The following is a 24,420-nucleotide window of genomic DNA, read 5'->3' as shown; positions in this document are numbered from 1 at the left end:
CTGCTGAGGCTTCCATGGACATTCGACCTGCCGCCACACTGGTTTTGTGCCGCGATACCGCCCGGGGCATCGAAGTATTACTGTTGCAGCGCACCTGGCAAGCCCGCTTTCTGCCCGGCTATTTTGTCTTCCCCGGCGGTGCCGTGGATGAACACGAGGCCCATGGCCGCGAGCACATCGCCGGCCCGCAGGATGCCGACATCAGTCAGATCATGAGCCTGGACGAGGGCGGCGCCGATTACATGCTGGCCGCCGTGCGGGAATGTTTCGAGGAAGCCGGCATTCTGCTGGCTGATACCGAAACCGGGGAGCCGGTTGGTCCCGACCACCCGGTGCATGAGCAACGCCAGGCACTGCTGCGCAACGAACTTTCGCTGGCTGAACTCTGTCACCAGCACCACCTGACCCTGCCTCTGGACCAGTTGGCCTATCTGGGCCACTGGGTCACACCGCCCGGACCACCCAGGCGTTTCGACACCCGCTTTTTCGTGGCGGTGGCGCCACCACAGCAACAGGCCGGTCACGATGGCGGGGAAACCATTGCCCACCACTGGATCAGCCCCGCGCAGGCCCTGGCCGAGCAGAAGGCTGGCCAACGGTTGCTGGGCACGCCCACCATGCAAACCTTGCGGGTGCTGAGCGATTTTGACAGCACCGAAGCGTTGATGCGTTATGCCCTGGCCAACCCACCGGAACCCTACCCCACCCAGGCCTGGCCGGCACTGAAAAAAGGCCGGCCGGTGATGCTGGAAGCCAACGCTCCGGCCTATGACGAAGCGGTCAAACTGGACCCCGAGGGCGAAGGTTCAACCCGCGTGGAAATCGTGCCGGGCGAGCCGGTGAACATTGCCGCCGGCGTGGTCCGCCTGACCGCCCCCAACCCCGGCATGATGACCGGCCCGGGCACCAATACCTACATCCTGGGCCACGAGCGCTTCACGGTGATTGATCCGGGGCCGGCGGATAACGGACATATCGAGAATATTCTGACAGTGACCGGCGGCCATATTGATCAGGTGCTGGTTACCCACACCCACATCGACCACTCACCGGCGGTACGGTCATTAAAAAAGCAGACCGGCTGCCCGGTTCTGGGCTGGCCCGCGCCGGAGGGTATTGAGCACGACAGCCAGTTTGAACCGGACGAGCAGCCCGTGCCCGACACCCTGATTGCCACCGAAGCGGGCGACCTGAAAGTGCTGCACACCCCCGGCCATGCCGCCAACCATCTGTGTTACCTGCTGGTGGGGCAGGGCCTGCTGTTTTCCGGTGACCACATCATGCAGGGCACCACGGTGATCATTAACCCGCCGGACGGTGACATGAAGGCCTACATCGAATCCCTGCACGATTTGCTGGCCGAACCCCTGCGCCACATCGCGCCCGCCCACGGGTTTCTCATGGCCCGGCCGGAAACCGTGATTGATCACCTGATCACCCACCGGTTATCACGGGAACACAAGATACTGAGGGCACTTGAGGAACTGACGCCGGTCAGCCTGAATGACCTGACCGCCAAAGCCTACGACCATCTGCCGCCGGCCATGCGGGCCATTGCGGCCCGCACCACCCTGGCGCACTTGCTGAAACTTGAGACCGAACACCGGGCCTGCCGGAAAGAGGATCTTTGGTATGCCGTTTAAAACCCGTGTCTTTTCTGCCTGGACAAGCGTTATCTTTCTGTTATCGATTGCTGTTGCGCCGGTCACCCTGGCAGAAGACGACGAACCTCGGAAAATTGCTCCCAACATCGACCTGAAAGAGGTCAATCCGCTGCCGGAACCCGAGCCTGACAGTACCGGGGAGGCAACAGAAGAAGACAGCCAGGTCGATCCGGTACCCATCCACGCCCTGGATATCATTGTTGACCCGGACGCCGAACCGGCGCCTGGGGCCAGCTCCGATGAGCCGGCTCCGGCTGAAACCTTCACATTGCTGGGCAAGGACATCCTGCCGGGTACATCCACCCGCCTGTCCTGGTCGCCGGGCATTCAGATTGCCGGACTGTCGCAGATCACTCCGGTGTTGGTGGTCAATGGCGCTCAAAGTGGTCCCACGCTTTGCCTGACCGGCGCCATTCATGGCGATGAACTCAATGGCATCGAAATCATCCGCCGTACCCTGTACGACCTGAATCCTGAAAAGCTGGCCGGGCGGGTGATAGGCGTGCCCATCGTCAACATCACCGGCTTCCAGCAGGGCACCCGCTATCTGCCAGACCGCCGGGATCTGAACCGGCATTTCCCGGGCACGCCGGATGGCTCGCTGGCCAGCCGCATGGCCCATTCGCTGTTCCAGAAGGTGATCAGCCACTGCGATATGCTGGTGGACATTCACACCGGCTCACTCAAGCGCACCAACCTGCCGCAGCTGCGGGCCGACATGAACAGCCCGGAGGTGGCGGAATTCACCCGGGGCTTCGATGGCATGGCGGTGGTCCACAGCACCGGCTCCGCCGGCATGTTGCGCCATGCCGCCAACGAGGCCGGCATACGCACGGTCACCATGGAAGCCGGCGAGTCCCTGCGTATTCAGGAGCACCAGATTGAGGCGGGGGTCAACAGCCTGAACAGCCTGATGGAAAAACAGGACATGCTTTCCCGCATGTTTGTCTGGGGCGATCCGGAACCGGTGTATTACGACTCCACCTGGGTGCGCGCCGAACACGGGGGCATTCTGTCTTCCGATGTGGAGCTGGGTGACACCGTGGCCAGAGGTGACATTCTGGGCCACGTTACCGATCCCATCACCAACGAGGAATACCCGATACAGGCCCACTTTGATGGCCGGGTAATCGGCATGGCAGTGGACCAGGTGGTGATGGCCGGTTTTGCCGCCTATCACCTGGGCACCGAGGCGGAAGTCCCCGGTGCCCCGGACGAACCCGATGACGGCTAAGCAAAGCAGCGTGCGGTCCAGAAGCCTGGGCCTGGCCTATTTTGGCCTGGTGGTCACGCCTCTGTTCTGGGCGGGTAACGCGGTGGTTGCCCGTGGCACGGTGGAGAGCATTCCGCCGCTGTCCATGTCGTTCTGGCGCTGGGTGATCGCCCTGGCCGTGCTGCTGCCCATCGGCCTGCCCGGCATCTGGCGACAACGGGCGGTTATTCGCCAGCACCTGGGTTCCATGCTGGCGCTGGCCACGTTCAGCGTGGCGGCGTTCAATTCACTGCTGTACTACGCGGCGGTAACCACCACCGCCACCAACATTGCCCTGATCAACGCCACCATTCCCATTTTCGTTGCCCTGCTGGCCTGGCTGCTGCTGGGCGACAGGACCCGCCCCATTCAGGCGCTGGGCATTGTTCTGGCCATCCTTGGCATTATCACGGTGGTGGCCAGGGGCAAGCTCTCGGTACTCACCAGCCTGCAGGCCCAGCCCGGGGACCTGATCATGGTGGCGGCGGTGTTCTGTTGGGGGCTGTTCTCCGTGCTGTTGCGGCGCCAGGCTGTGCCACTACCGCCGCTGACCTTCCTGACCGTGCAGATTGCACTGGGCACACTGGTGATCCTGCCGTTCTACCTGGCGGATTTTGTGTTCTTCAGCGGTGGCTTCGAACTGTCACGGCAAACCGCTTGGCCACTTCTGTATTTCGCCCTCTTTCCCGGCATTCTGGCTTATGGCTTCTGGAATCACGGCGTACATACCATCGGCCCGGCCAGAGCCGCCATCTTCATGTACCTTACACCGGTGTTCGCCTCCATCCTCGCCGGTATTTTCCTGGGCGAGGCCCTCGGAGTGGCCCATGTGGTGGGCGGCGTGCTGATCCTGGTGGGGCTGTTGCTGGCTACCCGCGCCGGCCGGCCAGCGCGGTTTCCAGCCGATCGATAACCTGTGCCAGCACGGCCCGTGGACAACCGATGTTCAACCGCATGAACCCGCTGCCCCCGGCGCCGAAAGAGGCGCCCGGGTTCAGGCCCACGCCGGCATCCTGGACAAAGAACCGTTTGAGGCCGGCATCGTCCAGCCCCAGGCCCGTGCAATCCAGCCACAGCAGGTAGGTGCCATCCGGTTCGGCAACCCGGATGCCCGGCAGACGCGATGCCACCTGTTCACCGACATAATCCCGGTTGCCTTGCAGGTAGGCCATGAGTGCATCCAGCCATTCCCCGCCTTCGCGATAACCGGCTTCGAAACCGGCAATACTGAACGGATTGCACTGGGGCAAATGCATGGATTCGAACACCTGCTGCATGGCCTTGCGCCGCTGCGGGTCGGGAATCACCAGCGCCGACAACCCCAGGCCCGGCATGTTAAAGCTTTTGCTGGGAGCCACCGCAGTGACAAGCGCATCGTCGGGGCCGGCCAACGTTGCCAGCACGGTATGGGCGGGCTTGTCCGGGAACACCAGGTCACAGTGGATTTCATCGGACACGATCACCAGCCGGTGTTTGCGGGCAATGGCCAGCACCGCCTCCAGTTCGTCTTGCGACCATACCCGCCCGACGGGATTATGGGGCGAACAGAGCATCAACAACCGGGCATCCGGCCGGGCGGCACATTGCTCAAGATGGGCCAGATCCATCCGGTACTGGCCGTTTTTTTCATCCGGCACCAGCGGGTTTTCAATGATCTCACGGCCGGTCTGGCGCACCGAGCTGAAGAACGGCGGATACACCGGTGGCTGGATGATCACCCCCTCTCCCGGCCCGGCATAGGCCAGGCAGGCGGCATGCAGGGAAGGCACCACGCCGGGCGCCATCAGGATATGATCACGCGGGATGGACCAGCCGTGGCGCTCGGAAAACCAGCCAATCATGGCCTGGTACAGGCTTTCCGGGAACAGGGTATAGCCATACACCGGATGCTCGGCCCGGGCTTTCAGGGCGGTGGTCACCGCCTCCGGCGCGGCAAAATCCATGTCCGCGACCCACGCGGGAATCACGTCTTCCCGGCCAAACACGGCCTTGCGGGCATCAAACTTCACGGAACAGGTCTGTTCCCGCCTTACCGGCTGATCAAAATCCGCGACCATGGACATCCTCCTTCAGTGCCAGAATTCCGGCTGACTACTTGCCGAATCGTTGGTTAATTGCGAACCTGTGCGCTTTCAAGCCGCCCGCCCGGTACCTTTTATGATCACCCAGATACTGTCAACCATGCTACCGGTGTTCCTTATCGCGGGATGCGGAGCCCTGTATGGCCGGTTCCGCACACCGGACATTCAGGGCCTGAACGTGCTGAACATGGAGCTGTTCGTGCCCATGCTGGTGTTTGCGGTACTGGCGGACCAACAGGCACCCCTGCAGGAATACGGCGGCCTGGCCCTGGCCGGCACGGTGGTGGTACTGGGTTCGGGACTGGTGCTTTATCCGCTGGCCAGGCTGCTGAAGCTGAACCTGAAAACCTTCCTGCCGCCGATGATGTTCAACAACTCCGGCAACATGGGCATTCCGGTGCTGGTGCTGGCATTCGGCGAACAGGCCCTGCCGGCAGCCATTGTACTGTTCATCGTGGAAATGCTGCTGCACTTTTCGGTGGGGCTCTATATCCTCGATCCGCACACCTCGATCATCCGCCGGCTGCGCCTGCCCATTGTCTTTGCCAGTATCGCCGGCCTGTCGGTGAACTTGAGTGGCATTGTGTTGCCCGGGTGGCTGCTGGAAAGCCTGAACATGCTGGGCGAGGTGTGCATTCCGCTGATGCTGTTTGCCCTGGGCGTGCGCATGCTGGATGTGGATTTCAGCGACTGGAAACTGGGGCTGATCGGCGCCATCGCCTGCCCCGCCAGCGGCCTGCTACTGGCCTGGCCCATGATCGCCCTGCTGGATTTACCCGCTCTGCAGGTGACCAGCCTGTGGGTGTTCGCCGCCCTGCCCCCGGCGGTTCTGAACTACATGGTGGCCGAACAGTACCAGCAGGAGCCCCACAAGGTGGCCTCGCTGGTTCTGATCAGCAACCTCGGCAGTCTGGTGGTGATGCCGCTGGTGCTGGCTTTGGTGTTTGCGGCTGGTTATGTCTGATTGACGATGGGGCGAGTGAGGGGGCAGGCCTTCCCGGGACACGCTGTGAATACGTCCCTGTACCGCTCGAGCTCCGCCATCCCAGGCTCCGCACGGTCCCGGGAAGGCCTGCCCCCTCACTCGTTCCCAAACTACGAGGGAAAGTAAAAATATGCCCCAAACGGCCACCGTGGTACGCGCCTCACGCCCCAATTTTTTACTGCTCGCACCCCTGTGCGCCGGCCTGGGTGTAGCACTCGCCTGGCAGCAATCCGAGACGCCGGCTCTGTTACACAATCTGCTGGTATTGATCGGGGCCATTCTGGCTCACGCCGCCGTCAATTTGCTGAACGAGTACGACGATTTCACCTCCGGGCTGGATCATCTCACCTGCCGCACGCCGTTCTCCGGCGGCAGCGGCGCCCTGCCGGAAACACCGGCTGCAGCAAGGGGCGTCTTAATCGCCGGCCTGGGCACACTGGCACTGGTGATCGCCATCGGCGTTTACTTCCTCTGGCTGAGGGGGCTGCCCATGTTCCTGCTGGGTATGACCGGAGTCCTGCTGGTGCTGACCTACACCCGCTGGATTACCCGCTCGCCGCTGTTGTGCCTGCTGGCACCGGGGCTGGGGTTCGGGCCGGTGATGGTGCTCGGTTCGCTGATTGCGCTGGGTGCACGGGTGGATGCGACAGCCCTGGTGGTTTCCGGGGTCGCTCTGTTGATGGTCAGCGAGCTTCTGCTGATTAACCAGATCCCCGATGCCGATGCCGATCGGCAAGTGGGGCGCCTTCACCTGGTGATTACCCTGGGCCCGGAACGGGCCAGTTATCTGGTCGGAACCCTGCTACTGGGTGGTTACGGGCTGGTTGCCGGCGGCGCCGCTCTGGGTCTTTTGTCGGCCTGGAGCCTGCTGGCGCTGCTGCCCCTGCCCGCCGCCTGGTGGGTCAGCCGGCAGTTGCCGTCAGCGCTGAACCACCCCGCGAGGTTAAACCGGGTACTGGGCGTCAACGTGGCCGTACTGCTGGCCACGCTTGCCCTGCTGATCGTCGGCCTCAGTCTCTGAGGCGAAACACCGATACCCGGGATTTCAGTTGCTCGGCCAGTACCGCCAGGTCGTGGCTTGAGCCGGCCACCTGCTCCGAACCGGCGGAGGTTTCGATGGTGGCGTCATGAATACGGGCGATGTTGCGGTTCACCTCTTCGGCTACCGAACTCTGCTCCTCCGCTGCGCTTGCTATCTGGGCGTTCATGTCGTTCACCGCCGACATTTCCTCACGAATGCGGCCCAGGGCATCCTCAGCCTCGGTGGTTTTCTCCACGGTATCCCGCGCAAGCTCACGGCTGCTTTCCATCTCATCCGAGGCCACGCCGGCACCGGACTGCAACTGACCAATCATGTCCTGGATCTCGCGGGTGGATTCCTGGGTGCGGGACGCCAGCGAGCGCACCTCATCCGCCACCACGGCAAAGCCGCGGCCATGGGTGCCGGCACGGGCCGCTTCGATGGCGGCATTCAGTGCCAGCAGGTTGGTCTGCTCGGCGATACCGTTGATCACCTCAATGATCTTCTCGATGTTGGCGCTGTCCTCGGACACCCGGTTGACCGAGCTGGCGGCCTCTTCCAGCTTGTCCGCCAGGCGGGTGATGGACGCGGCCGTCTCACCCACCACCCGGTTGCCGGTTTCCACCTCGCCATCGGCCTTGCTGGTAGCGGTGGCGGCATTGGCGGCAAAACCAGCCACTTCGTTCACCGTTGTCGCCATCTGGTTCACGGCGGTGGCCATCTGCTCAGCCTCGGTGGCCTGCATGCGAATCTGTTGGCTGTTGTTGTTGGAGGTATCTTCCAGTTCGTTGGAGGCTTTGGACAATTCTTCGGAGGCACTGCGCACCTCACGGATAATGCCCGCCAGGCGTTCGTTGGTATCCACCAGCGCGCCCATCACACTGTCGCGATGACGGGTTTCCAGATTCTGATCCAGATGACCGTCCGCCAGCCGGCGGATCACGTCGGCCACTTCCTCTGGTTCGGCGCCCAGAATGCGCTTGAGCTTGCGGATAATCACGAAGGCCACCAGTACACTCAAAACCACGGCAAACCCGGTGATCGACATAATCGTGGCGTTAAAGCCACTGGCTGCCTCGCGCACATCGTTCAGATCATCCGCGGCAGAATCTTCCTGGTAATCAATAAACGCGTTCACCCGGGCCAGCCACTCGGTGTAGGCAGGGGACACCTCGCTGAGCAGAAACCGCCGAGCAGCTTCGGAGTCGCCGTTGCGGCGGCTCTCAATCAATTCACGGCTCAGGGCCAATGTGCGCTCTTCAATGGCGTTGATGTCCGCCAGCAGTTCCCGTTCTTTTTCAGTGGCTCCACGGTTGTCGAACATTCGAGCCATCTTTTCTGCATTTTCCGCGTACATATCCGCCAGGCGGCGGATGTCCTCCAGATGCCGGTCCAGGTCGGACTCGTTATTCACCAAAACCGCATCGCGAATGGCGATGGCCCGGTCGTGCACGCTGCCCCGGAAATTAATGGCATAACGCTGTTTGAGCGCGGCACCCTCGTTAACCGAGGTCAGGGTTTTATCAATGAAGCCTACCTGGTGGTTACCCACCACGCTCACAAGCACCATTAATGAAACAATGACCCCGAATCCGAGTGCCAGGCGTTTTGCGACAGTCAGCTGGCCAGACATAAACCCACTCCAGTTTTTTTCGATTTGAGCCGGAATTTACGATTAGCAAAAGAAATGGATTAAATGTTTTTGAAAGTTTTTGTGAATTTATAAACAGGCGTCCTCCAAGGTGTTGTTCATAAAGCCTGTTTCACTTGCAACCACCGCCACTTTCACCGATGGTTAAGCTTATTCACGTTACTTTTCTTCGCGGTAGGGAGATCCGCCCATGAGCGTTCTGTTTCTTGTTATCAGTGCCCTGTTGCTGATCTACCTCAACATCGGCGGCAAGGCGGCAGCCGTGGTACTTTCGATTGCCACCCTGCTGGGTGTCGCCCAGGACGGCTGGCATATCATCAGTTTCCTTGTTGGCGGCGTGTTCCTGGCGCTGGCGTTGTTGGTGGTGTTGCCCGGAGACCTGCGCCTGGACAAACTCAGCCGCCCGCTGCTGTGCTGGGTACGCAGCCGCCTGCCCAAGCTGTCCGACACCGAACGCGAGGCCTTGAGCTCCGGCTCGGTGGACTGGGATGGCGAGCTGTTCTCCGGCAAGCCGGACTGGAACAAGCTGATGGACTACCAGCCGGCACACCTCACCAGCGAGGAACAGGCCTTCCTGGATGGCCCGGTGGAAGAGCTATGCCGGATGCTGGATGACTGGCAGATCACCCATGAAGACTACGACCTGCCGGAAAAGGTCTGGAAATTCATCCGGGAAAACGGTTTCTTCGGGCTGGTCATTCCCAAAGAAGACGGCGGCAAGGGCTTCTCCAACACCGCCCATTCCGAAATCGTGATGAAGATCTCCACCCGTAGCGTGTCGGCCGCCGTCACCGTGATGGTGCCCAACTCCCTGGGCCCGGGCGAGCTCTTGATGCACTACGGCACCAACGATCAGAAACAGCACTACCTGCCGCGCCTGGCCGGTGGCGATGAGATCCCCTGCTTTGCACTGACCTCGCCGGTGGCCGGCTCCGACGCCGGTGCCATTCCGGACAAGGGCATCGTCTGCAAGGGCGAGTGGAACGGCAAAGAAGTGCTGGGCCTGAAAGTCACCTGGAACAAGCGTTACATCACCCTGGCGCCGGTGGCCACCCTGATTGGCCTGGCCATCAAGGTGTATGACCCGGAACACATGCTGGGCGAACAGGAAGAAATTGGCGTGACCTGCGTGCTGGTGCCACGAGACACCGACGGTGTACATGCCGGCGCCCGCCACCTGCCCATGAACACGGTATTTATGAACGGGCCAACCTGGGGCGAAGAAGTCTTCATTCCCATGGAACAGGTGATCGGCGGCCAGGACATGCTGGGCAAGGGCTGGAAAATGCTGCTCGAATGCCTGTCCATCGGCCGCTCCATTTCCCTGCCGGCGCTTGGCACCGGGGCCGGCAAACTGGCCAGCCTGGCCACCGGCTCCTACGCCTATACCCGCGAGCAGTTCGGCCGCTCCATCAGCCAGTTTGAAGGCGTTCAGGAAGCCCTCGAACCCATCGCCGGCTACACCTACATGATGGACTCCGCGCGCTTGCTGACCACCGGCATGCTGGACCGGGGCGTGCGCCCGTCCGTGCCGTCGGCGGTGCTGAAATACCGCAACACCGACCTGATGCGCGAAGTCATCAACAACGCCATGGACGTGGTAGCCGGCCGGGGCGTGATCACCGGCCCGCGCAACTTCCTGGCCCGGGCCTACCAGGCGGTGCCTATTGGCATCACCGTGGAAGGCGCAAACATCCTGACCCGCAGCCTGATGATCTTCGGTCAGGGCGCCATCCGCTGTCACCCGTTTATCGTTGAGGAAATCGAGGCGGCCAACATGGACGACCCGGACCAGGCGGCGAAAAAATTCGACGGCGTTTTCTACCGCCATCTGGCCCACACCAGCCGCAACGCCATGCGCACTTTCCTGCACGGGCTGACCAAAGGCTGGCTGGAGGCCGCGCCACGTCAAGGCGGGATCCAGAAGTATTACCGCCAGCTCGGGCGCTTCTCCGCTGCCTTTGCCGTGATGACCGACGTCACCCTGCTGTCCGTCGGCGGCGGCCTGAAAGCCCGCCAGCGCCTGTCCGGCCGCATGGCCGATTGCCTGGTGCATCTGTATTACGCCACGGCAGTGATCAAGCAATGGCACGAGGAAGGCTACCCGGAAGACCAGCGCGATCTGGTGGAATGGTGCCTGGAAACCTGCCTGCGTGATCTGCAGATTGCCATGCGCGAAGCCATCATCAACTACCCGGTACCAGCCCTGCGCTGGCCGCTGCGGCTACTGGTGTTCCCGCTGGGTGCCACCGGCCTGAACGGCCCGAGCGACAAACTCGGCGCCAAGGTCGCCGCCACGATCGTGGATGACACTCAAGTGCGCCAGCGCATCAGCCGTGGCACCTTCATCAACCCGGACCCGCAAGACCCGCTGGGTCGGGTTTTGAATGCCTACAAGCTGGCCAACGAAACCGCCGATGTGCGCAAACGCCTGCACGATGCCATCCGCAACCGCGATGAAGACGAACTGGGCGGCATTGACCTGCTGATGGGTCACCAGCGCAAGGAACTGGTGGATTGGGCCTGCGCCCAGGGCATTGTGAAGGCTGATGAGTGCCCGAAGCTGGAGGAGGCGCTTACGGCCCTGTATGACGTGATCCGGGTGGATGCGTTTGATGCCGATGGCCTGAAAGAACTCTCTGACTGTGCTCGGGGGAAGCGGCGTGTGGTGGAGCGTTCAAACTCCGAGTAACCCTCTGGCTTGCAGGCCCTCTATTCTTGGGGGCCTGTGAGTATGTGGGGTGGAGCTTCCGAAAACCGCTGCAAGTACTTCCTTGTACGCTTGTCTCCGCCATCCATGGCTACGAACATTTTCGGAAGCTCCACCCCACATACTCACGTACAACCTCACGCGGGCCTCAACCCGGAAAAGTGAGACCGAGTCCAAGTAGTAATGGCGATAACTGCCAAGTTCGATTTGAGCGGGGCGGGGTGTCTGTCCGGAAATTTGCGGAGCCATGGATGGCGGAGCATAAGCCGCACAGGGAGTCTCGAGGCGCTTTCCGGACAGACACCCCGCCCTGCTCAACGCACACAAACAAGCAGACCATGGCCAAAACCGACTATTCCCCCCGAAGGCCACCCCGGACCGCTTCATTCACCAACCAGCGCCGCAACAGCTGAATCCCCTTCTCATGCCGCCGGCTGGTTTTCCAGGCAAAATAGAACTTGTCGCCGGTAATCACCGAATGCGTGGGCAAACGCACGAAATCCTCTGAATCCTTCCGGGTACTGAGCATGTAATCGTTGGTCAGCGCGATACCCTGGTGAAAACGGGCAGCCTCCAGAGCCAGCAGCATGTGGCTGAAGTGCTGAACCCGTGCCGACTCGGGAACAGGCTCACCAATTTCCCGAAACCAGGCCTCCCAGTCACCGGCCGGTTTGTCGAAAATGCTGTGAGTCGACAACAACGGAAACCGGGCAATGTCCTCCGCAGATACCGGCTTCTCACCCCGCCCCTCCGGCTCGGCGTTACGGCCCAGCTCCCGGCGAATACGCTGCCAGTAATCCTGACTGCACACCGGGAACAGCCTCTCGGTGTACAGATGCTCGTAACTGTAGGCGGGCACGGTCGGATAAATGGTGATGAAACAATCCGCCACCCGCTCCGACAGCACCGGATTCTCGCTACTCATCTCCAGCGCCAGGTCCAATTGCGGATGCCGACGTTGCAGATACGGCAACCGGGGCACCAGCCAGCGCACGGCAAAGGAGCTGAACACCGACAGGCGAATGCGCGACTGCTCATGCCCCAGCAATTGCTCACTGGCCCGCTCCACCTGCAACAACGCCGAGCTGATGGCATCAAAGTACTGCCGCCCTTCATCGGTCAACGTCACCGACCGCCCCGAACGCCAGAACAACTGCTCGCCCAGATAGGTTTCCAGCTGCTTGATCTGGTGACTCACCGCACTCTGGGTAATCGACAGCTCCCCGGCGGCGGCTGAAAAGCTTTTCAGGCGGGCAACAGCTTCGAAAACGGGTAGGGCTTTTAACGGAGGGAGCTTCATGTATCGAATTTTCTAATAGGTGAAGAATAATGATCATTTCACCAAATACTAGCAGACTCGTAGACTCACCACCGCAGTTCAGGGAGCGGGTTGGGGAAACGACTTCCGAAAATGTTTGAAGCCAGGGATGGCTGAGACAAGCGTACAGGGAAGTACTGGCAGCGGTTTTCGGAAGTCGTTTCCCCAACCCGCTCATGCACCGAAGCATGAAGGTCAAAGGAGGTTAAAAAGAAGTGTCAGGAAAAACCGTAAACAGCGCCATCCTGCTGCTGATCATCGGCAACGCCATGGCCATCGGCTCGGATGTATTCATCAAAACCCTGGAACCCGGCGCACCCGTATTCCAGTTCGCCTTCATGCGCTGCATCCTGACCCTGCTGTTCCTGCTACCCCTGGCCCGAAAGTTCAACCGCCAGCACCTCCTCGACGGCCTGAAAGTCCACGCCATCCGCTCCCACGTGCACCTGGCCGGCATCGTCTGCATGGTCATCGCCCTGACCAACCTGCACCTGGCCACCGCCAACGCTCTGTTCTACGGCGCCCCCATCATCGTCATGGTGCTCTCCGCCGTCTTCTTCCGTGAAAGCCTGACACCGCTCAGCGTCACCGCCGTATTCAGCGGCTTTGCCGGCATCCTCATCATTCTGCGGCCCACCGACTTCAACTGGGCCGTGATTGCCGCCCTGGGCTCCGCCTGCGCCCTGGCCATCAACGCCGTCATGGTGCGCCAGCTGCCCAGAACCCAGAGCACCGTACACAAACTGTTTCTCAGCTACCTGCTGATCATCCCCGCCGCCGGTGCCCTGGCCCTGTGGGAAGGGGCCAGCTGGAACCCCGGCATGCTGATCAACGCCGCCGGTTCCGCCGCACTGATTCTGGGCTACAATATTACCGTTCTGCTGGCCTACCAACAGGTGGAGGCCAACCTGGTGACCAGTGCCGAATACACCGGCCTGATATGGGCCGTGGCCATTGGCTGGATCTGGTTTGGCGAAATACCGGATATCTGGTTTATGGTGGGAAGCCTGATGATTGTCGTGCCATTGGTGCTGATCGGACTGCGTCAAACGCGCCGTCAGAAATTAGTATAAATTTTTTTCAGTTTTAGCTATAACTACCTATGGCTATGGTACAGTCACCTTTGTTTGATAGACACAATCCCAAAAAACCAACAGTAACTCGGAGCTGCTATGTCTACTGCTTCCAGAATTCGTTGTGCTGATCTGAACGATCGCATCATGAGCGCCAAAGAGGCTGCTGCCCTGATCCCCAACGGTGTAAACGTTGGCATGAGTGGTTTCACCGGTGCCGGCTACCCGAAAGCCATCCCGCAGGCTCTGGCCGATCACATCCGCGAGCAGCGCGAGCAAGGCACCGAATACAAAATCGGTGTATTTACCGGCGCTTCCACCGCTCCGGAACTGGACGGTGTTCTGTCTGAAGTGAACGGCATGTCCTTCCGTATCCCGTACCAGAGTGATCCCATCGGCCGCAAGAACATCAACGAAGGCCGCATGGACTACATGGACGTGCACCTGTCCCACCTGGGTCCGGACGTAGCTGCCGGTTTCTACGGCAAAATCTCCGTTGCCGTTATTGAAGTGGTTGGCATCACCGAGGAAGGTCACCTGATCCCGTCGTCGTCCGTGGGCAACAACAAGACCTGGGTCGACGTAGCCGACAAAGTGATCATCGAAGTCAACCACGGCCAGCCGGCCGGCCTGGAAGGCATGCACGACATCTACCAGGAAGACTTCCTGCCTCCGCACCGCAAGCCGATCCCGGTTCTGAAGCCGGAAGACCGCGTTGGTACGCCGTACATCAAGTGCCCGAAAGAAAAGATCGCGGCCATCGTTGAGACCAACTCAACCGACCGCAACTCCAGCTTCAGCGAGCCGGATGAGGCGTCCAAGCAGATCGCCCAGAACATCCTCCAGTTCTTCGATGACGAAATCAAAGCCGGTCGTCTGCCGAAGGAACTGCTGCCGATCCAGTCTGGTGTGGGCAACATCGCCAACGCCGTACTGGCTGGCCTGAACGACGGTCCTTACAAGAACCTGACTTCCTACACCGAAGTGCTGCAGGACGGCATGCTGGAAATGCTGAAGTCCGGCACCCTGAAGATGGCCTCCTGTACCTCGTTCTCCCTGAGCCCGGAAGCCAACCAGGAGCTGGCCGAGAACATCGAAGAGTACAAAGACCGCATCATGCTGCGTCAGCAGGAAGTGAGTAACCACCCGGAAGTGATCCGTCGTCTTGGCATCATCGCCATGAACGGTATGATCGAAGCCGACATCTACGGCAACGTGAACTCCACTCACGTGATGGGTACTCGTGTGATGAACGGTATCGGCGGCTCCGGCGACTTCGCCCGGAACGGCTACCTGTCCATCTTCATGACCCCGTCCCTGGCTAAAGGTGGCGCTATCTCCACCATCGTGCCGATGGTTTCCCACGTGGACCACACCGAGCACGACGTACAGGTTATCGTGACCGAGCAGGGTCTGGCCGACCTGCGTGGCCTGTGCCCGCGCAAGCGTGCCCTGGAAGTGATCAACAAGTGTGCGCACCCGGACTACCGTGACCGCCTGCTCGACTACTTCGAGCGCGCCACCAAGAACGGCCGTGGCCAGCACACTCCGCACAACCTGGCGGAAGCCCTGAGCTGGCACGAGAACTTCGAAGAAACCGGCAAGATGTAAGAGCCTTCGGGTTCACGCATCGAAACCGATGAAAAAAGCCGCAGTCCCTCGGGGTTGCGGCTTTTTTGTTTTTACAGGTTCAGTAACAGCGAATCAGTAAAGCTTGCCAAGCGCGCTTTTGGAGAAATCCTTGATCTCATCCAGGCGCCCGTCCTTCACCTTTTGCAACCAGTACGGGTCCTGCAGCAGCGCCCGGCCCACCGCAATCAGCTCAAACTCGTGATTGGCCATGCGCTCGGCCAGCTCGTCCAGGCCTGAACGTTCCACCGATTCCTTCTCACTGGCGAACGTGCCACTGATGAAATCCTCCGTCAGACCGACACTGCCCACCGACATCGCCGGCTTGCCGGTGAGCTTCTGGGTCCAGCCGGCCAGGTTCAGGTTCGAACCCTCGAATTCCGGTTCCCAGAAACGGCGGGTGGAAGCGTGGAAGATATCCACACCGGCCTCGGACAGCGGCTTGAGAAACGCCTCCAGCTCATCCGGTGTATGCGCCAGCCTGGCTTCGTAATCCTGCATTTTCCACTGAGAGAAGCGCAGCATGATGGGGAAATCCGGACCCACGCAGCGGCGGACTTCTTCAATCACCTCCACGACGATGCGCAGACGGTTTTCCATACTGCCGCCGTATTCATCCTCGCGCTGGTTGGTACCTTCCCACAAAAACTGGTCCAGGAGGTAACCGTGCGCACCGTGGATTTCCACCCCGTCAAAACCCAGGGCCCTGGCATCGGCAGCGGCCTGACCAAAAGCCTTGACCACATCGCGGATGTCTTCCCGGGTCATGGCCTTGCCGTTGGGTTTGCCCGGTGAATAAAGGCCAGACGGGCTGAAACCAGGCACCTGCGGGTCCGGCTCCATGCCTTCCTTGCGCACCGCGCCCACATGCCACAACTGGGGGAAAATCGCACCGCCGGCCTGATGCACCGCATCCGCCACCTGCTTCCAGCCGGCCAGGGCCTGCTCGCCATGAAACGCCGGCACATCCGGGTAACCGTTCGCGGCCGGGTGATTGACCACCGTGCCTTCGGTGATGATCAGGCCGATACCAGCCTCGGCACGCCGGCGATAATAGGCCACTACATCCTCGCCCGGAATGCCCCGGGGCGAGAAATTCCGGGTCATCGGCGCCATGGCTACGCGATTGCGCAGGTGCAACCTGCCCAGATCAAAGGGCTGAAACAGCGGGTCCAGATTCAACGTCATAAAGCCTCACAGATAAAAGGGGGTACAAAAATTTAGCGAGCTTTTAATTACCAGCCTTGGTAGCAGTATACGCAGGCTTTTACTCATTGGAGCCCGTGAAACCCGAAAAAACATAGCAAGCAATACACCGGTGAGCAGCCGCCGTTTTTTTGAGTTGCATCAACGGTTCTCAGCGAGTTCCCGTCAGCGCAATCATTTCTTGCGCTAAATCAAGATCCCTGAGGCCATGGGGATTACATTACGGTCATAGATTATTCATACACGAGGAGTAAAGGCTATGTCCCGTAGTTTCAAAGTAGGCGTTCTGGCAGCAGCAGTCATGGCAGTCGCTCCGGCTGCCCAGGCGTTTGAGGCTGGTAATTTTGTAGTTCGTGGCGGTGCGGTGCATGTGGCGCCGGATGATTCTAGTGACTCAATCACCCTGGGGGGCAATCCGCTACTTTCCGGTGCTGATTCCAAGGTAACTGTTGATTCCAATACCCAGCTAGGGATCCGTGCCACCTACATGTTTACCGAGAACTTGGGTTTGGGAATTCTAGCTGCAACTCCCTTTAAGCACGACATCAATGGGGGCGGAGACCTTTCCAGTGATCTTAATCTGGGTGAAACCAAGCACTTGCCACCCACGATCACTCTGCAATATTTCCCGATGAGTTCTTCTTCCAAGTTCCAGCCGTATGCGGGTATTGGTATTAACTATACCGTTTTCTTCGAAGAAAAAACTTCTGATACATTGACTGGCGCTGTAGCAGATGAGTACAAGTCACTAGGTAATGTTACAGGAACGTCTCTCGACCTTGATGACAGTGTAGGCGTAGCAGTTGAGCTCGGCATGGATTACATGCTGAGTGACAACTTTGGTCTGAACGCTGCCCTCTGGTGGGCTGACATCAACACTGACGCAACCGTTACAGCTGATTTTGACAATGGAACGTCCGCAAAAACCGACGAATTCGAAGTAGAAATCGACCCGATGGTCTACATGATCGGTATGACCTACAAGTTCTAAGCATCCCCGTACCCGGCAGCCTCGGACCTGACGGCTGCCATGGTGCGTTCTCCTGAGCGGGGCTTCGGCCCCGCTTTTTTGTGTCTGGAGAACCCAGATTACGGATAACAAAAAACGGGCAGGGTTTTGGCACCCTGCCCGTTTTTTATTTCACGAAATCCGGCTATCAGGCGCTACGGCGCTGCTGACCCGGACGGCCTCTGCCCTGAGCCTGTCCCGCGCCGCCGGCGCCACCCCGGCCGCGACCGGCACCTGAACGGCCCGCCGGTTTCGGGCCAAAGCTCTTGCCCTTGTTGGCACCCTGAGGCTTGCGGCCCCGGGCCTTGCTCGGGTCGGCCTTGGCCTTGGGCTTCACCGGCAGGTTGTTCTGCGGCTCGAAGCCTTCGATTTCCGTGCGCGGCAGCTGCTTTTTAATCAGCTTCTCGATGCCCGCCAGTTGCTTGCCTTCATCGGCACTGACCAGTGACAGCGCATGGCCACTCTCGCCCGCACGGCCGGTGCGGCCGATGCGGTGAACGTAGTCTTCCGGCACATTCGGCAGCTCAAAGTTCACCACCTGCGGCAGCTGCTTGATGTCCAGACCACGGGCGGCGATGTCGGTCGCTACCAACACGCGCACTTCACCCGCTTTGAAGTTGGACAGCGCCCGGGTGCGGGCACCCTGGGACTTGTTGCCATGGATAGCGGCGGCGGTAATACCGTCCCGCTCCAGCTTCTGGGTCAGGCGGTTGGCGCCGTGCTTGGTGCGGGTAAACACCAGCACCTGCTCCCAGGCGTTGTCACGCACCAGTTTGCTCAGTAGCGCGGTTTTCTGGCTCTGGTCCACCGGGTAAACAGACTGCTTCACCTTTTCGGCGGTGGTGTTACGGGCCGCCACTTCCACCTGAACCGGATTATGCAGCAGCCCTTCGGCCAGCTTGCGGATCTCGCCGGAGAAAGTCGCGGAAAACAGCAGATTCTGGCGCTTGGGCGGCAGCATCGCAAGAATCTTGCGGATGTCGCGGATAAAGCCCATGTCCAGCATGCGGTCGGCTTCGTCCAGTACCAGGATTTCCACTTCATCAAAACGCACGGCGTTCTGCTGATACAAATCCATCAAACGGCCTGGGGTAGCTACCAGCACGTCCAGGCCCTTGCGCAGCTTCATCATCTGCGGATTGATCTTCACACCGCCGAACACCACGGCCGCCTTGGTGGGCACGTATTTGCTGTACTGGTTCACGCTATCGTGTACCTGGGCCGCCAGCTCGCGGGTCGGCGCCAGGATCAGCGCACGCGGACCTTTGCCGGTGCGCGGCTTTTCCGCCAGGCGCTGCAGCAATGGCAGGGTAAATCCGGCGGTTTTACCGGTGCCGGTCTGGGCCGCCGCCATGACGTCTTTGCCAGACAACACCGCAGGAATGGCCTGCTGCTGGATGGGAGACGGGGTTTCATAACCCTGATCGGACGTGGCACGAACCAGCTGCTCGGACAAACCGAGGGAAGAAAAACTCATATACGATGTACTCTTGATTAGTCTGCCTCCACGAACACCGGAGCGGCGAATGCGGGCAGAGCCATGAACATTCATGGAATAAAAAGACGACTACGGTCACGCACCAAATACGGGGTGACGTCCTCTGGAAGGTCGTTTGGATAGTTCGCAAGGTGGCGTTTTGCCGGAAACTGCGGAATCCTTAGAGGCAGGATGAAGGCACGATAACAGACCGCCCACTGAATAGCTATCTATGTTTTACTAGGGGCCTCAGCTACCGGTGCCACAGTAATCACTTCAGTATGCCATCGGCGGGAACCTAGGCCGACAGTAGCGGTCAGTAGCCCCCGTATTCATTGAAACCCCTGGAAATTGGAGATGCCATGCTCAGCGTTGGTGTGGGCCCGCTTAGCCTGTCGGTTGAACACGTACTTCTGATGATCGCCTTTGCCGTGGCGCTGGTGGCCGGCGCCATTGCCGGGCGTAAACGGAAAATTCCCGTGGCCGGCAGCCTGGCTGACATCTTCCTGGTGGCCATGGTGTTCGCCCGCATCGGCTTTGTGGTGCAGTATTTCGAGCAGTATCGGGGCGACTGGCTCGGCATGGTCGATATCCGTGATGGCGGTTTTGACATGATCACCGGCGTTATCGCCGCCCTGGTGTTCACTGGCGTGCTGATGTGGCGGCGCAGCGCGGTTCGCAGGCCCCTGGCCACGGCCCTGGTGGCCGGTGCAGTCACCTGGGGGTTCACCTTTGGCGGCATTACCCTGATCAACCAGCAAACCAGCGGGCTGCCGGATGTGCAGGTGGCCACCCTGGATGGCCAGCCCGCCAGCCTGGCCGCCATCGCCGGCGGCAAGCCCGTGGTGGTCAACCTCTGGGCCACCTGGTGCCCACCCTGCATCCGGGAGATGCCCGTGCTGGAAGAGGCTCAGGCTCGTTACCCCAACGTGCGTTTTGTCTTTGCCAACCAGGGCGAGCATGCAGAAACCATCCGGCAATTTCTGAACGAACACTCGCTGAACCTGAACAATGTGCTGACCGACCAGCAAGGCAGCTTCGGCCAGGTGGTTGGCAGCCACGGCCTGCCCACCACCCTGTTCTATAACGCCGGGGGCAAACTGGTGGACAGCCACATGGGCGAGCTGTCCAACGCCAGCCTGGCGCGCAATCTGGAGCGCTTTGACCCCGCATACCTGAAAGAATCCCCCGACAAGGAGATCCCCGCCAATGACTAACCCGATGTTCCGCCGCCTGCTACAAAGCAGCGCCCTGGCTTCCACACTGCTGGCTGCCAGCGTACAGGCAGAGTCCTATCCCGAGCCCATCCAGGCACTGGAAGAACAGGGTGTGAGCGTGGTCGAGAGCTTCGAAGCCCCTGGTGGCATGACCGGCTACGTGGGTGAAATACAGGGCCGTTCACTGGCCTTCTACCTGACGCCGGACGGCGATCACGTGATCGTCGGCACCCTGCTGGACAAAGACGGCCAGAACCTGAGTAAAGCCAGTATCGACGAACTGGTAACCGGCCCGAAATTCGCAGAAGCCTGGCCGGAACTGGAAGAAAGCAACTGGGTGCGGGACGGCGCTGAAGACGCAGACACCATTGTCTACACCTTCACCGACCCCAACTGCCCCTACTGCCACCGCTTCCGGGAGCAGGCCAAACCCTGGATCGAGGCCGGCAAGGTTCAGCTTCGCCACATCATGGTTGGTATTTTAAAAGAAGACAGTCTCACCAAGGCCGCCACTATTCTGGGCAGCGATAATCCCGAAGAGGCGCTCAAAGAACATCAAAGCCGCTACCGGCAAGGTGGTATTGATGTAGACCGCCAGAAAGTAAGCAACGCTCATCTCGATGTAAAAGCCAATAACCAGCTGATGCAAAAACTGGGATTACAGGCCACACCCAGCACGATTTATAAAACCGATGACGGCAAGGTACAAATGGTGCAGGGCCTGCCCAACCCGCAAGCCATCGAAAGGATGTTTGGCGCCAGACCCTGACCCGGGCTAACGACCGGCAGACTCTTCCTGCCCGCTGTCGGGGCTAACAACGGTACCCGACACCACCTCCGGAAATTTTTCCCGCAGGCGGTACAGCCGGATGATAGTGATGATGTTGGTTACCAGCACCATGGCCTCAGCCAGCATGCCCCCGACAGAGCCAATCACGATGTTGTTGAGCATCCAGGAGAATGCAGCCAGGCCCAACATGATACGCAGGGGAATGCCCCGCAGCATGAACATGCCCACGGTGCCGAAGGTCATGGCCAGCACGGCAAAAATGTCGGTGATCGATTGCCAGGTGGCCCAGGCGGCCAGGCCGCTAACAGCCAGTAAACCAAGCATCAGCCGCCAGTTACCCTGAAACCTCCGGGCCAGCTCAATCCGCACAATCACCAGCAGTGTCAGTGCCGCCGCCGTCCAACTCTGAAAGAAGGCAAACATCAGCACGAAGGCGACGTTGGCGGAAATCAGCAACACCATCAGCCGGTCGTCGTTCTTGTTGGCAAATCCGGCGATGCAAAAGCCCAGGGCAAACAGGCCGGCGATCTGGCCAAGCATTTGCGCCAGCGTCATGTCGGTGAAAAAGTCGGTCATGAAATTACTCTTGGTGAACCTGATGCCAGACTAGCAGAGTGGCCTGGTAACCGGACAGGCTTTGCAAACCATGCCAGGCATAAAAAAACCGGCGACCGCATTGCTGCAGGCACCGGCTGAAGGGGAGGCCTGAACCCGTCAGGCCTGTGTGAACAACTTACTCCGCGGAGTTGCGGATGATGAAGTCGAAGGCGCTCAGGGCGGCCTTGGAGCCTTCACCCATGGAAATCACGATCTGCTTGTAGGGCACGGTGGTCACGTCGCCAGCCGCATAGATGCCCGGAACCGAGGTTTCGTTACGGTCATTTACGATGATTTCACCGTACTGGCTCAGCTCAACCGGACCACCTTTCAGCCATTCGGTGTTCGGTACCAAACCGATCTGTACGAACACGCCTTCCAGCTCCACGTGGTGCTCGTCACCGGTCTTGCGATCTGTGTAGTTCAGGCCGCTGACCTTGCCGTTTTCACCGACAATCTCGGTGGTCTGTCCGGAGGTGATGATCTTCACGTTGTCCAGGCTCCGCAGTTTGCGCTGCAGTACCTCGTCGGCCTTCATTTCATCGCCGAATTCGATCAGCGTCACGTGGCCGACAATGCCAGCCAGGTCGATAGCCGCTTCCACGCCGGAGTTGCCGCCGCCGATCACCGCCACGCGCTTGCCCTTGAACAGCGGGCCGTCGCAGTGCGGACAGTAGGCCACGCCCTTGTTGCGATACTCCTCTTCACCCGGCACGCCCATCTGGCGCCAGCGGGCACCGGTGGACAACACGATGGTTTTGGACTTGAGCGACGCGCCGTTGGCCAGACGAACCTCGTGCAGGCCACCCTTTTCTTTCGCCGGAATCAGCTCCTCGGCGCGCTGCATGTTCATGATGTCCACATCGTATTCGTTAACGTGCTGTTCCATGGCCGCGACCAGTTTCGGGCCTTCGGTGTAGGGCACGGAAATCAGGTTCTCGATGCCCATGGTGTCGGCCACCTGGCCACCGAAACGCTCGGCGGCAATACCGGTGGAAATGCCTTTACGGGCCGAGTAAATCGCCGCAGACGCACCAGCCGGGCCGCCGCCAATCACCAGCACTTCGAACGGATCGCGCTCGTTGATTTTCTTGGCTTCCTTGGCCGCGGAATTGGTGTCCAGTTTGGCGACAATCTCTTCCAGGGTCATGCGGCCCTGGCCCCAGGATTCACCGTTCAGGAAGACACTGGGCACCGCCATCACTTCGCGACGCTCCACTTCGTCCTGGAACAGCGCACCGTCAATGGAGGTGTGCTTGACCTTCGGGTTGAGGATGCTGATCAGGTTCAGCGCCTGCACCACATCCGGACAGTTCTGACAGGACAGGGAATAGTAGGTTTCAAACTCCAGATCCTCGTCCAGATCCTGAATCTGCTCGATCAGCTCCTGAGACGCCTTGGACGGATGACCACCCACCTGCAACAGGGCCAGCACCAGCGAGGTAAACTCGTGGCCCATGGGAATGCCGGCGAAACGGACGCTCACATCGGTGCCGACACGCTGGATGGCAAACGACGGACGACGCACACGCTGGTCGCTTTCGGTGCGCAGGCCGATCTTGCTGGACATCGGCTCGATTTCTTCCAGCAGCTGCTTCAGTTCCTGGGACTTGTCACTGTCGTCATACGCCGCCACCAGCTCAATCGGCTGCTGCAGCTTTTCCATGTACGCCTTGAGCTGTTGCTTGATGTTCGCATCCAACATGTTCGGTCTTCCCCTTTATGTCGTAAATCTAACTGGCTGAATTCAAAAGATTCGTGTTCTGAAGATGGAAGTAAGATAAAGGCTGGCTATCAGAAGCTCAAATTGATTACACCGAAACAATCAATAGCCACTCTCTATATTACTCAACAAAACCATTGCCAGAACCGAAAAAGGCCCGCAAAGCGGGCCTTTCTCCAAAGCATGACCTGAAAAGGTACGCTTAGATCTTGCCAACCAGGTCCAGAGACGGAGCCAGAGTTTCTTCGCCTTCCTTCCACTTGGCCGGGCAAACTTCACCAGGATGGTTGCGAACGTACTGAGCGGCTTTCACCTTGCGCAGCAGGTCGTCTGCGTCACGGCCAATGCCTTCAGCAGTGATTTCCATTGCCTGGATAACACCATCCGGATCGATCAGGAAAGTAGCACGGTCTGCCAGGCCCTGGCCTTCACGCATCACACCGAAGTTGTTGGTGATGGTGCCGGTCTGGTCACCTACCATGTAGTACTGGATCTTGCCGATGGTCTCGGAGCTGTCGTGCCACGCTTTGTGGGTGAAGTGGGTGTCTGTGGACACAGAGAACACTTCCACGCCCAGCTTCTGCAGCTCTTCGTACTTGTCGGCCACATCGCCCAGCTCGGTCGGGCATACGAAAGTGAAGTCAGCCGGGTAGAAGAAAAATACCGCCCACTTGCCTTTTACATCCGCATCGCTGATTTCAACAAACTCACCATTCTTGAAAGCGGTGGCGTTGAACGGTTTGATCTCGCTGTTGATGATACCCATGTAAAGATAACTCCTGTTTAATGGATTTACTGATCAATGAATTAACGGTTCAAAACTATACTGGCTTTTTTGTCTTGCCGAAAATTGATAATTCCGACAAACCGGATAGCCTTCATCTATCGAAGGAGCCGGCAGGGCCAACCCAGTCTGACCCGGGAAACCTTTTTGCTAACAGGGAAATGGGGGTCAGAACCCGGAATTCAATACCATGGAAAACCCATACAAGACCTTCGGTGATATACTGCCGGGGT

At 59.7% G+C, this 24,420-nt stretch carries 19 protein-coding genes; 11 read left to right on the top strand and 8 right to left on the bottom strand.

Going from position 1 to position 24,420, the window contains the following annotated elements; genetic code table 11:
- The first annotated feature begins 14 nt into the window (after positions 1–14).
- Genes BMZ63_RS13545 through BMZ63_RS13535 form a run of 3 tightly spaced genes read left to right on the top strand, consistent with a single transcriptional unit; the run spans position 15 to position 3,829 of the window.
- On the top strand, positions 15–1,643 hold the full coding sequence (locus BMZ63_RS13545) for an MBL fold metallo-hydrolase (protein ID WP_091706302.1): 1,629 nt from the start codon (positions 15–17) through the stop codon (positions 1,641–1,643).
- The gene (locus tag BMZ63_RS13540; protein WP_091706300.1) at positions 1,633–2,898 is read left to right on the top strand and encodes a succinylglutamate desuccinylase/aspartoacylase family protein; all 1,266 of its coding nucleotides are present in this window, start codon (positions 1,633–1,635) and stop codon (positions 2,896–2,898) included. The genes BMZ63_RS13545 and BMZ63_RS13540 overlap by 11 nt, the downstream gene beginning before the upstream one ends.
- Positions 2,888–3,829 (top strand): DMT family transporter, encoded by a 942-nt coding sequence (locus BMZ63_RS13535; protein WP_091706299.1) that lies wholly within the window; start codon positions 2,888–2,890, stop codon positions 3,827–3,829. The genes BMZ63_RS13540 and BMZ63_RS13535 overlap by 11 nt, the downstream gene beginning before the upstream one ends.
- Here the strand turns inward: BMZ63_RS13535 and BMZ63_RS13530 are convergent.
- Positions 3,786–4,973: a MalY/PatB family protein gene (locus BMZ63_RS13530; protein ID WP_091706297.1), complete on the bottom strand. Its 1,188-nt coding sequence runs from the start codon at positions 4,971–4,973 to the stop codon at positions 3,786–3,788. The two genes, BMZ63_RS13535 and BMZ63_RS13530, sit on opposite strands and share 44 nt — an antisense overlap.
- A gap of 100 nt (positions 4,974–5,073) precedes the next feature.
- On the opposite strand from BMZ63_RS13530, the gene BMZ63_RS13525 reads away from it, so the two are divergent.
- Together BMZ63_RS13525 and BMZ63_RS13520 are read left to right on the top strand one after the other, a co-directional pair.
- On the top strand, positions 5,074–5,961 hold the full coding sequence (locus tag BMZ63_RS13525) for an AEC family transporter (protein WP_091706296.1): 888 nt from the start codon (positions 5,074–5,076) through the stop codon (positions 5,959–5,961).
- 151 nt (positions 5,962–6,112) lie between these two features.
- Positions 6,113–7,003: a prenyltransferase gene (locus BMZ63_RS13520; RefSeq protein WP_091706294.1), complete on the top strand. Its 891-nt coding sequence runs from the start codon at positions 6,113–6,115 to the stop codon at positions 7,001–7,003.
- Here the strand turns inward: BMZ63_RS13520 and BMZ63_RS13515 are convergent.
- The gene (locus BMZ63_RS13515) at positions 6,993–8,636 is read right to left on the bottom strand and encodes a methyl-accepting chemotaxis protein (protein ID WP_091706293.1); all 1,644 of its coding nucleotides are present in this window, start codon (positions 8,634–8,636) and stop codon (positions 6,993–6,995) included. The two genes, BMZ63_RS13520 and BMZ63_RS13515, sit on opposite strands and share 11 nt — an antisense overlap.
- A 208-nt stretch (positions 8,637–8,844) precedes the next feature.
- Here BMZ63_RS13515 and BMZ63_RS13510 point away from each other — a divergent pair, with 208 nt between their 5' ends.
- Positions 8,845–11,346 (top strand): acyl-CoA dehydrogenase, encoded by a 2,502-nt coding sequence (locus tag BMZ63_RS13510; protein WP_091706291.1) that lies wholly within the window; start codon positions 8,845–8,847, stop codon positions 11,344–11,346.
- Positions 11,347–11,716: 370 nt separating this feature from the next.
- Here the strand turns inward: BMZ63_RS13510 and BMZ63_RS13505 are convergent, their stop codons facing one another.
- Positions 11,717–12,664 carry a LysR substrate-binding domain-containing protein gene (locus BMZ63_RS13505; RefSeq protein ID WP_091706289.1) on the bottom strand — a complete coding sequence of 316 codons (948 nt, stop codon included), beginning with the start codon at positions 12,662–12,664 and terminating at the stop codon, positions 11,717–11,719.
- 233 nt (positions 12,665–12,897) lie between these two features.
- Between BMZ63_RS13505 and BMZ63_RS13500 the strand changes: the two genes are divergently transcribed.
- Both BMZ63_RS13500 and BMZ63_RS13495 read left to right on the top strand, forming a co-directional pair.
- On the top strand, positions 12,898–13,755 hold the full coding sequence (locus BMZ63_RS13500; protein ID WP_091706288.1) for a DMT family transporter: 858 nt from the start codon (positions 12,898–12,900) through the stop codon (positions 13,753–13,755).
- Between the two features lie 99 nt (positions 13,756–13,854).
- Entirely contained in the window at positions 13,855–15,366 is a 1,512-nt protein-coding gene (locus BMZ63_RS13495; protein WP_091706286.1) for a succinyl-CoA:acetate CoA-transferase ScpC, read from the top strand.
- Positions 15,367–15,459: 93 nt separating this feature from the next.
- On the opposite strand, the gene BMZ63_RS13490 is transcribed toward BMZ63_RS13495, so the two are convergent.
- Positions 15,460–16,572: an NADH:flavin oxidoreductase gene (locus BMZ63_RS13490; RefSeq protein WP_091706284.1), complete on the bottom strand. Its 1,113-nt coding sequence runs from the start codon at positions 16,570–16,572 to the stop codon at positions 15,460–15,462.
- A gap of 277 nt (positions 16,573–16,849) precedes the next feature.
- Here BMZ63_RS13490 and BMZ63_RS13485 point away from each other — a divergent pair, with 277 nt between their 5' ends.
- On the top strand, positions 16,850–17,581 hold the full coding sequence (locus BMZ63_RS13485) for an OmpW/AlkL family protein (RefSeq protein WP_091706283.1): 732 nt from the start codon (positions 16,850–16,852) through the stop codon (positions 17,579–17,581).
- Positions 17,582–17,747: 166 nt separating this feature from the next.
- On the opposite strand, the gene BMZ63_RS13480 is transcribed toward BMZ63_RS13485, so the two are convergent.
- Complete coding sequence (locus BMZ63_RS13480) at positions 17,748–19,076, bottom strand: DEAD/DEAH box helicase (RefSeq protein WP_091706281.1); 1,329 nt, start codon at positions 19,074–19,076, stop codon at positions 17,748–17,750.
- A 362-nt stretch (positions 19,077–19,438) separates the two neighbouring features.
- Between BMZ63_RS13480 and BMZ63_RS13475 the strand changes: the two genes are divergently transcribed.
- Both BMZ63_RS13475 and dsbG read left to right on the top strand, forming a co-directional pair.
- Positions 19,439–20,293, top strand: coding sequence for a prolipoprotein diacylglyceryl transferase family protein (locus BMZ63_RS13475; protein WP_091706280.1), 855 nt, complete (start codon positions 19,439–19,441; stop codon positions 20,291–20,293).
- Positions 20,286–21,062, top strand: coding sequence for a thiol:disulfide interchange protein DsbG (dsbG, locus tag BMZ63_RS13470; protein WP_091706278.1), 777 nt, complete (start codon positions 20,286–20,288; stop codon positions 21,060–21,062). Before BMZ63_RS13475 ends, dsbG begins: the two co-directional genes overlap by 8 nt.
- A gap of 6 nt (positions 21,063–21,068) precedes the next feature.
- Here dsbG and BMZ63_RS13465 read toward each other — a convergent pair whose 3' ends face one another.
- The 3 genes from BMZ63_RS13465 to ahpC form a co-directional block, all read right to left on the bottom strand.
- Entirely contained in the window at positions 21,069–21,659 is a 591-nt protein-coding gene (locus tag BMZ63_RS13465) for a YgjV family protein (protein ID WP_218141250.1), read from the bottom strand.
- Positions 21,660–21,816: 157 nt separating this feature from the next.
- Complete coding sequence (ahpF, locus tag BMZ63_RS13460) at positions 21,817–23,385, bottom strand: alkyl hydroperoxide reductase subunit F (RefSeq protein WP_091706276.1); 1,569 nt, start codon at positions 23,383–23,385, stop codon at positions 21,817–21,819.
- Positions 23,386–23,605: 220 nt separating this feature from the next.
- Positions 23,606–24,169: an alkyl hydroperoxide reductase subunit C gene (gene ahpC, locus BMZ63_RS13455; RefSeq protein WP_091706275.1), complete on the bottom strand. Its 564-nt coding sequence runs from the start codon at positions 24,167–24,169 to the stop codon at positions 23,606–23,608.
- Between the last annotated feature and the right edge of the window lie 251 nt (positions 24,170–24,420).

This window comes from Marinobacter persicus, from assembly GCF_900114155.1.
GTDB classification, from domain to species: domain Bacteria; phylum Pseudomonadota; class Gammaproteobacteria; order Pseudomonadales; family Oleiphilaceae; genus Marinobacter; species Marinobacter persicus.
This window is presented reverse-complemented; position numbering and strand designations above follow the sequence as displayed.

Coding starts and splice junctions, on each gene's coding strand:
- BMZ63_RS13545 (WP_091706302.1), top strand. CDS start 15: ATGGACATTCGACCTGCCGCCACACTGGTTTTGTGCCGCGATACCGCC.
- BMZ63_RS13540 (WP_091706300.1), top strand. CDS start 1,633: ATGCCGTTTAAAACCCGTGTCTTTTCTGCCTGGACAAGCGTTATCTTT.
- BMZ63_RS13535 (WP_091706299.1), top strand. CDS start 2,888: ATGACGGCTAAGCAAAGCAGCGTGCGGTCCAGAAGCCTGGGCCTGGCC.
- BMZ63_RS13530 (WP_091706297.1), bottom strand. CDS start 4,973: ATGGTCGCGGATTTTGATCAGCCGGTAAGGCGGGAACAGACCTGTTCC.
- BMZ63_RS13525 (WP_091706296.1), top strand. CDS start 5,074: ATGATCACCCAGATACTGTCAACCATGCTACCGGTGTTCCTTATCGCG.
- BMZ63_RS13520 (WP_091706294.1), top strand. CDS start 6,113: ATGCCCCAAACGGCCACCGTGGTACGCGCCTCACGCCCCAATTTTTTA.
- BMZ63_RS13515 (WP_091706293.1), bottom strand. CDS start 8,636: ATGTCTGGCCAGCTGACTGTCGCAAAACGCCTGGCACTCGGATTCGGG.
- BMZ63_RS13510 (WP_091706291.1), top strand. CDS start 8,845: ATGAGCGTTCTGTTTCTTGTTATCAGTGCCCTGTTGCTGATCTACCTC.
- BMZ63_RS13505 (WP_091706289.1), bottom strand. CDS start 12,664: ATGAAGCTCCCTCCGTTAAAAGCCCTACCCGTTTTCGAAGCTGTTGCC.
- BMZ63_RS13495 (WP_091706286.1), top strand. CDS start 13,855: ATGTCTACTGCTTCCAGAATTCGTTGTGCTGATCTGAACGATCGCATC.
- BMZ63_RS13490 (WP_091706284.1), bottom strand. CDS start 16,572: ATGACGTTGAATCTGGACCCGCTGTTTCAGCCCTTTGATCTGGGCAGG.
- BMZ63_RS13485 (WP_091706283.1), top strand. CDS start 16,850: ATGTCCCGTAGTTTCAAAGTAGGCGTTCTGGCAGCAGCAGTCATGGCA.
- BMZ63_RS13480 (WP_091706281.1), bottom strand. CDS start 19,076: ATGAGTTTTTCTTCCCTCGGTTTGTCCGAGCAGCTGGTTCGTGCCACG.
- BMZ63_RS13475 (WP_091706280.1), top strand. CDS start 19,439: ATGCTCAGCGTTGGTGTGGGCCCGCTTAGCCTGTCGGTTGAACACGTA.
- dsbG (WP_091706278.1), top strand. CDS start 20,286: ATGACTAACCCGATGTTCCGCCGCCTGCTACAAAGCAGCGCCCTGGCT.
- BMZ63_RS13465 (WP_218141250.1), bottom strand. CDS start 21,659: ATGACCGACTTTTTCACCGACATGACGCTGGCGCAAATGCTTGGCCAG.
- ahpF (WP_091706276.1), bottom strand. CDS start 23,385: ATGTTGGATGCGAACATCAAGCAACAGCTCAAGGCGTACATGGAAAAG.
- ahpC (WP_091706275.1), bottom strand. CDS start 24,169: ATGGGTATCATCAACAGCGAGATCAAACCGTTCAACGCCACCGCTTTC.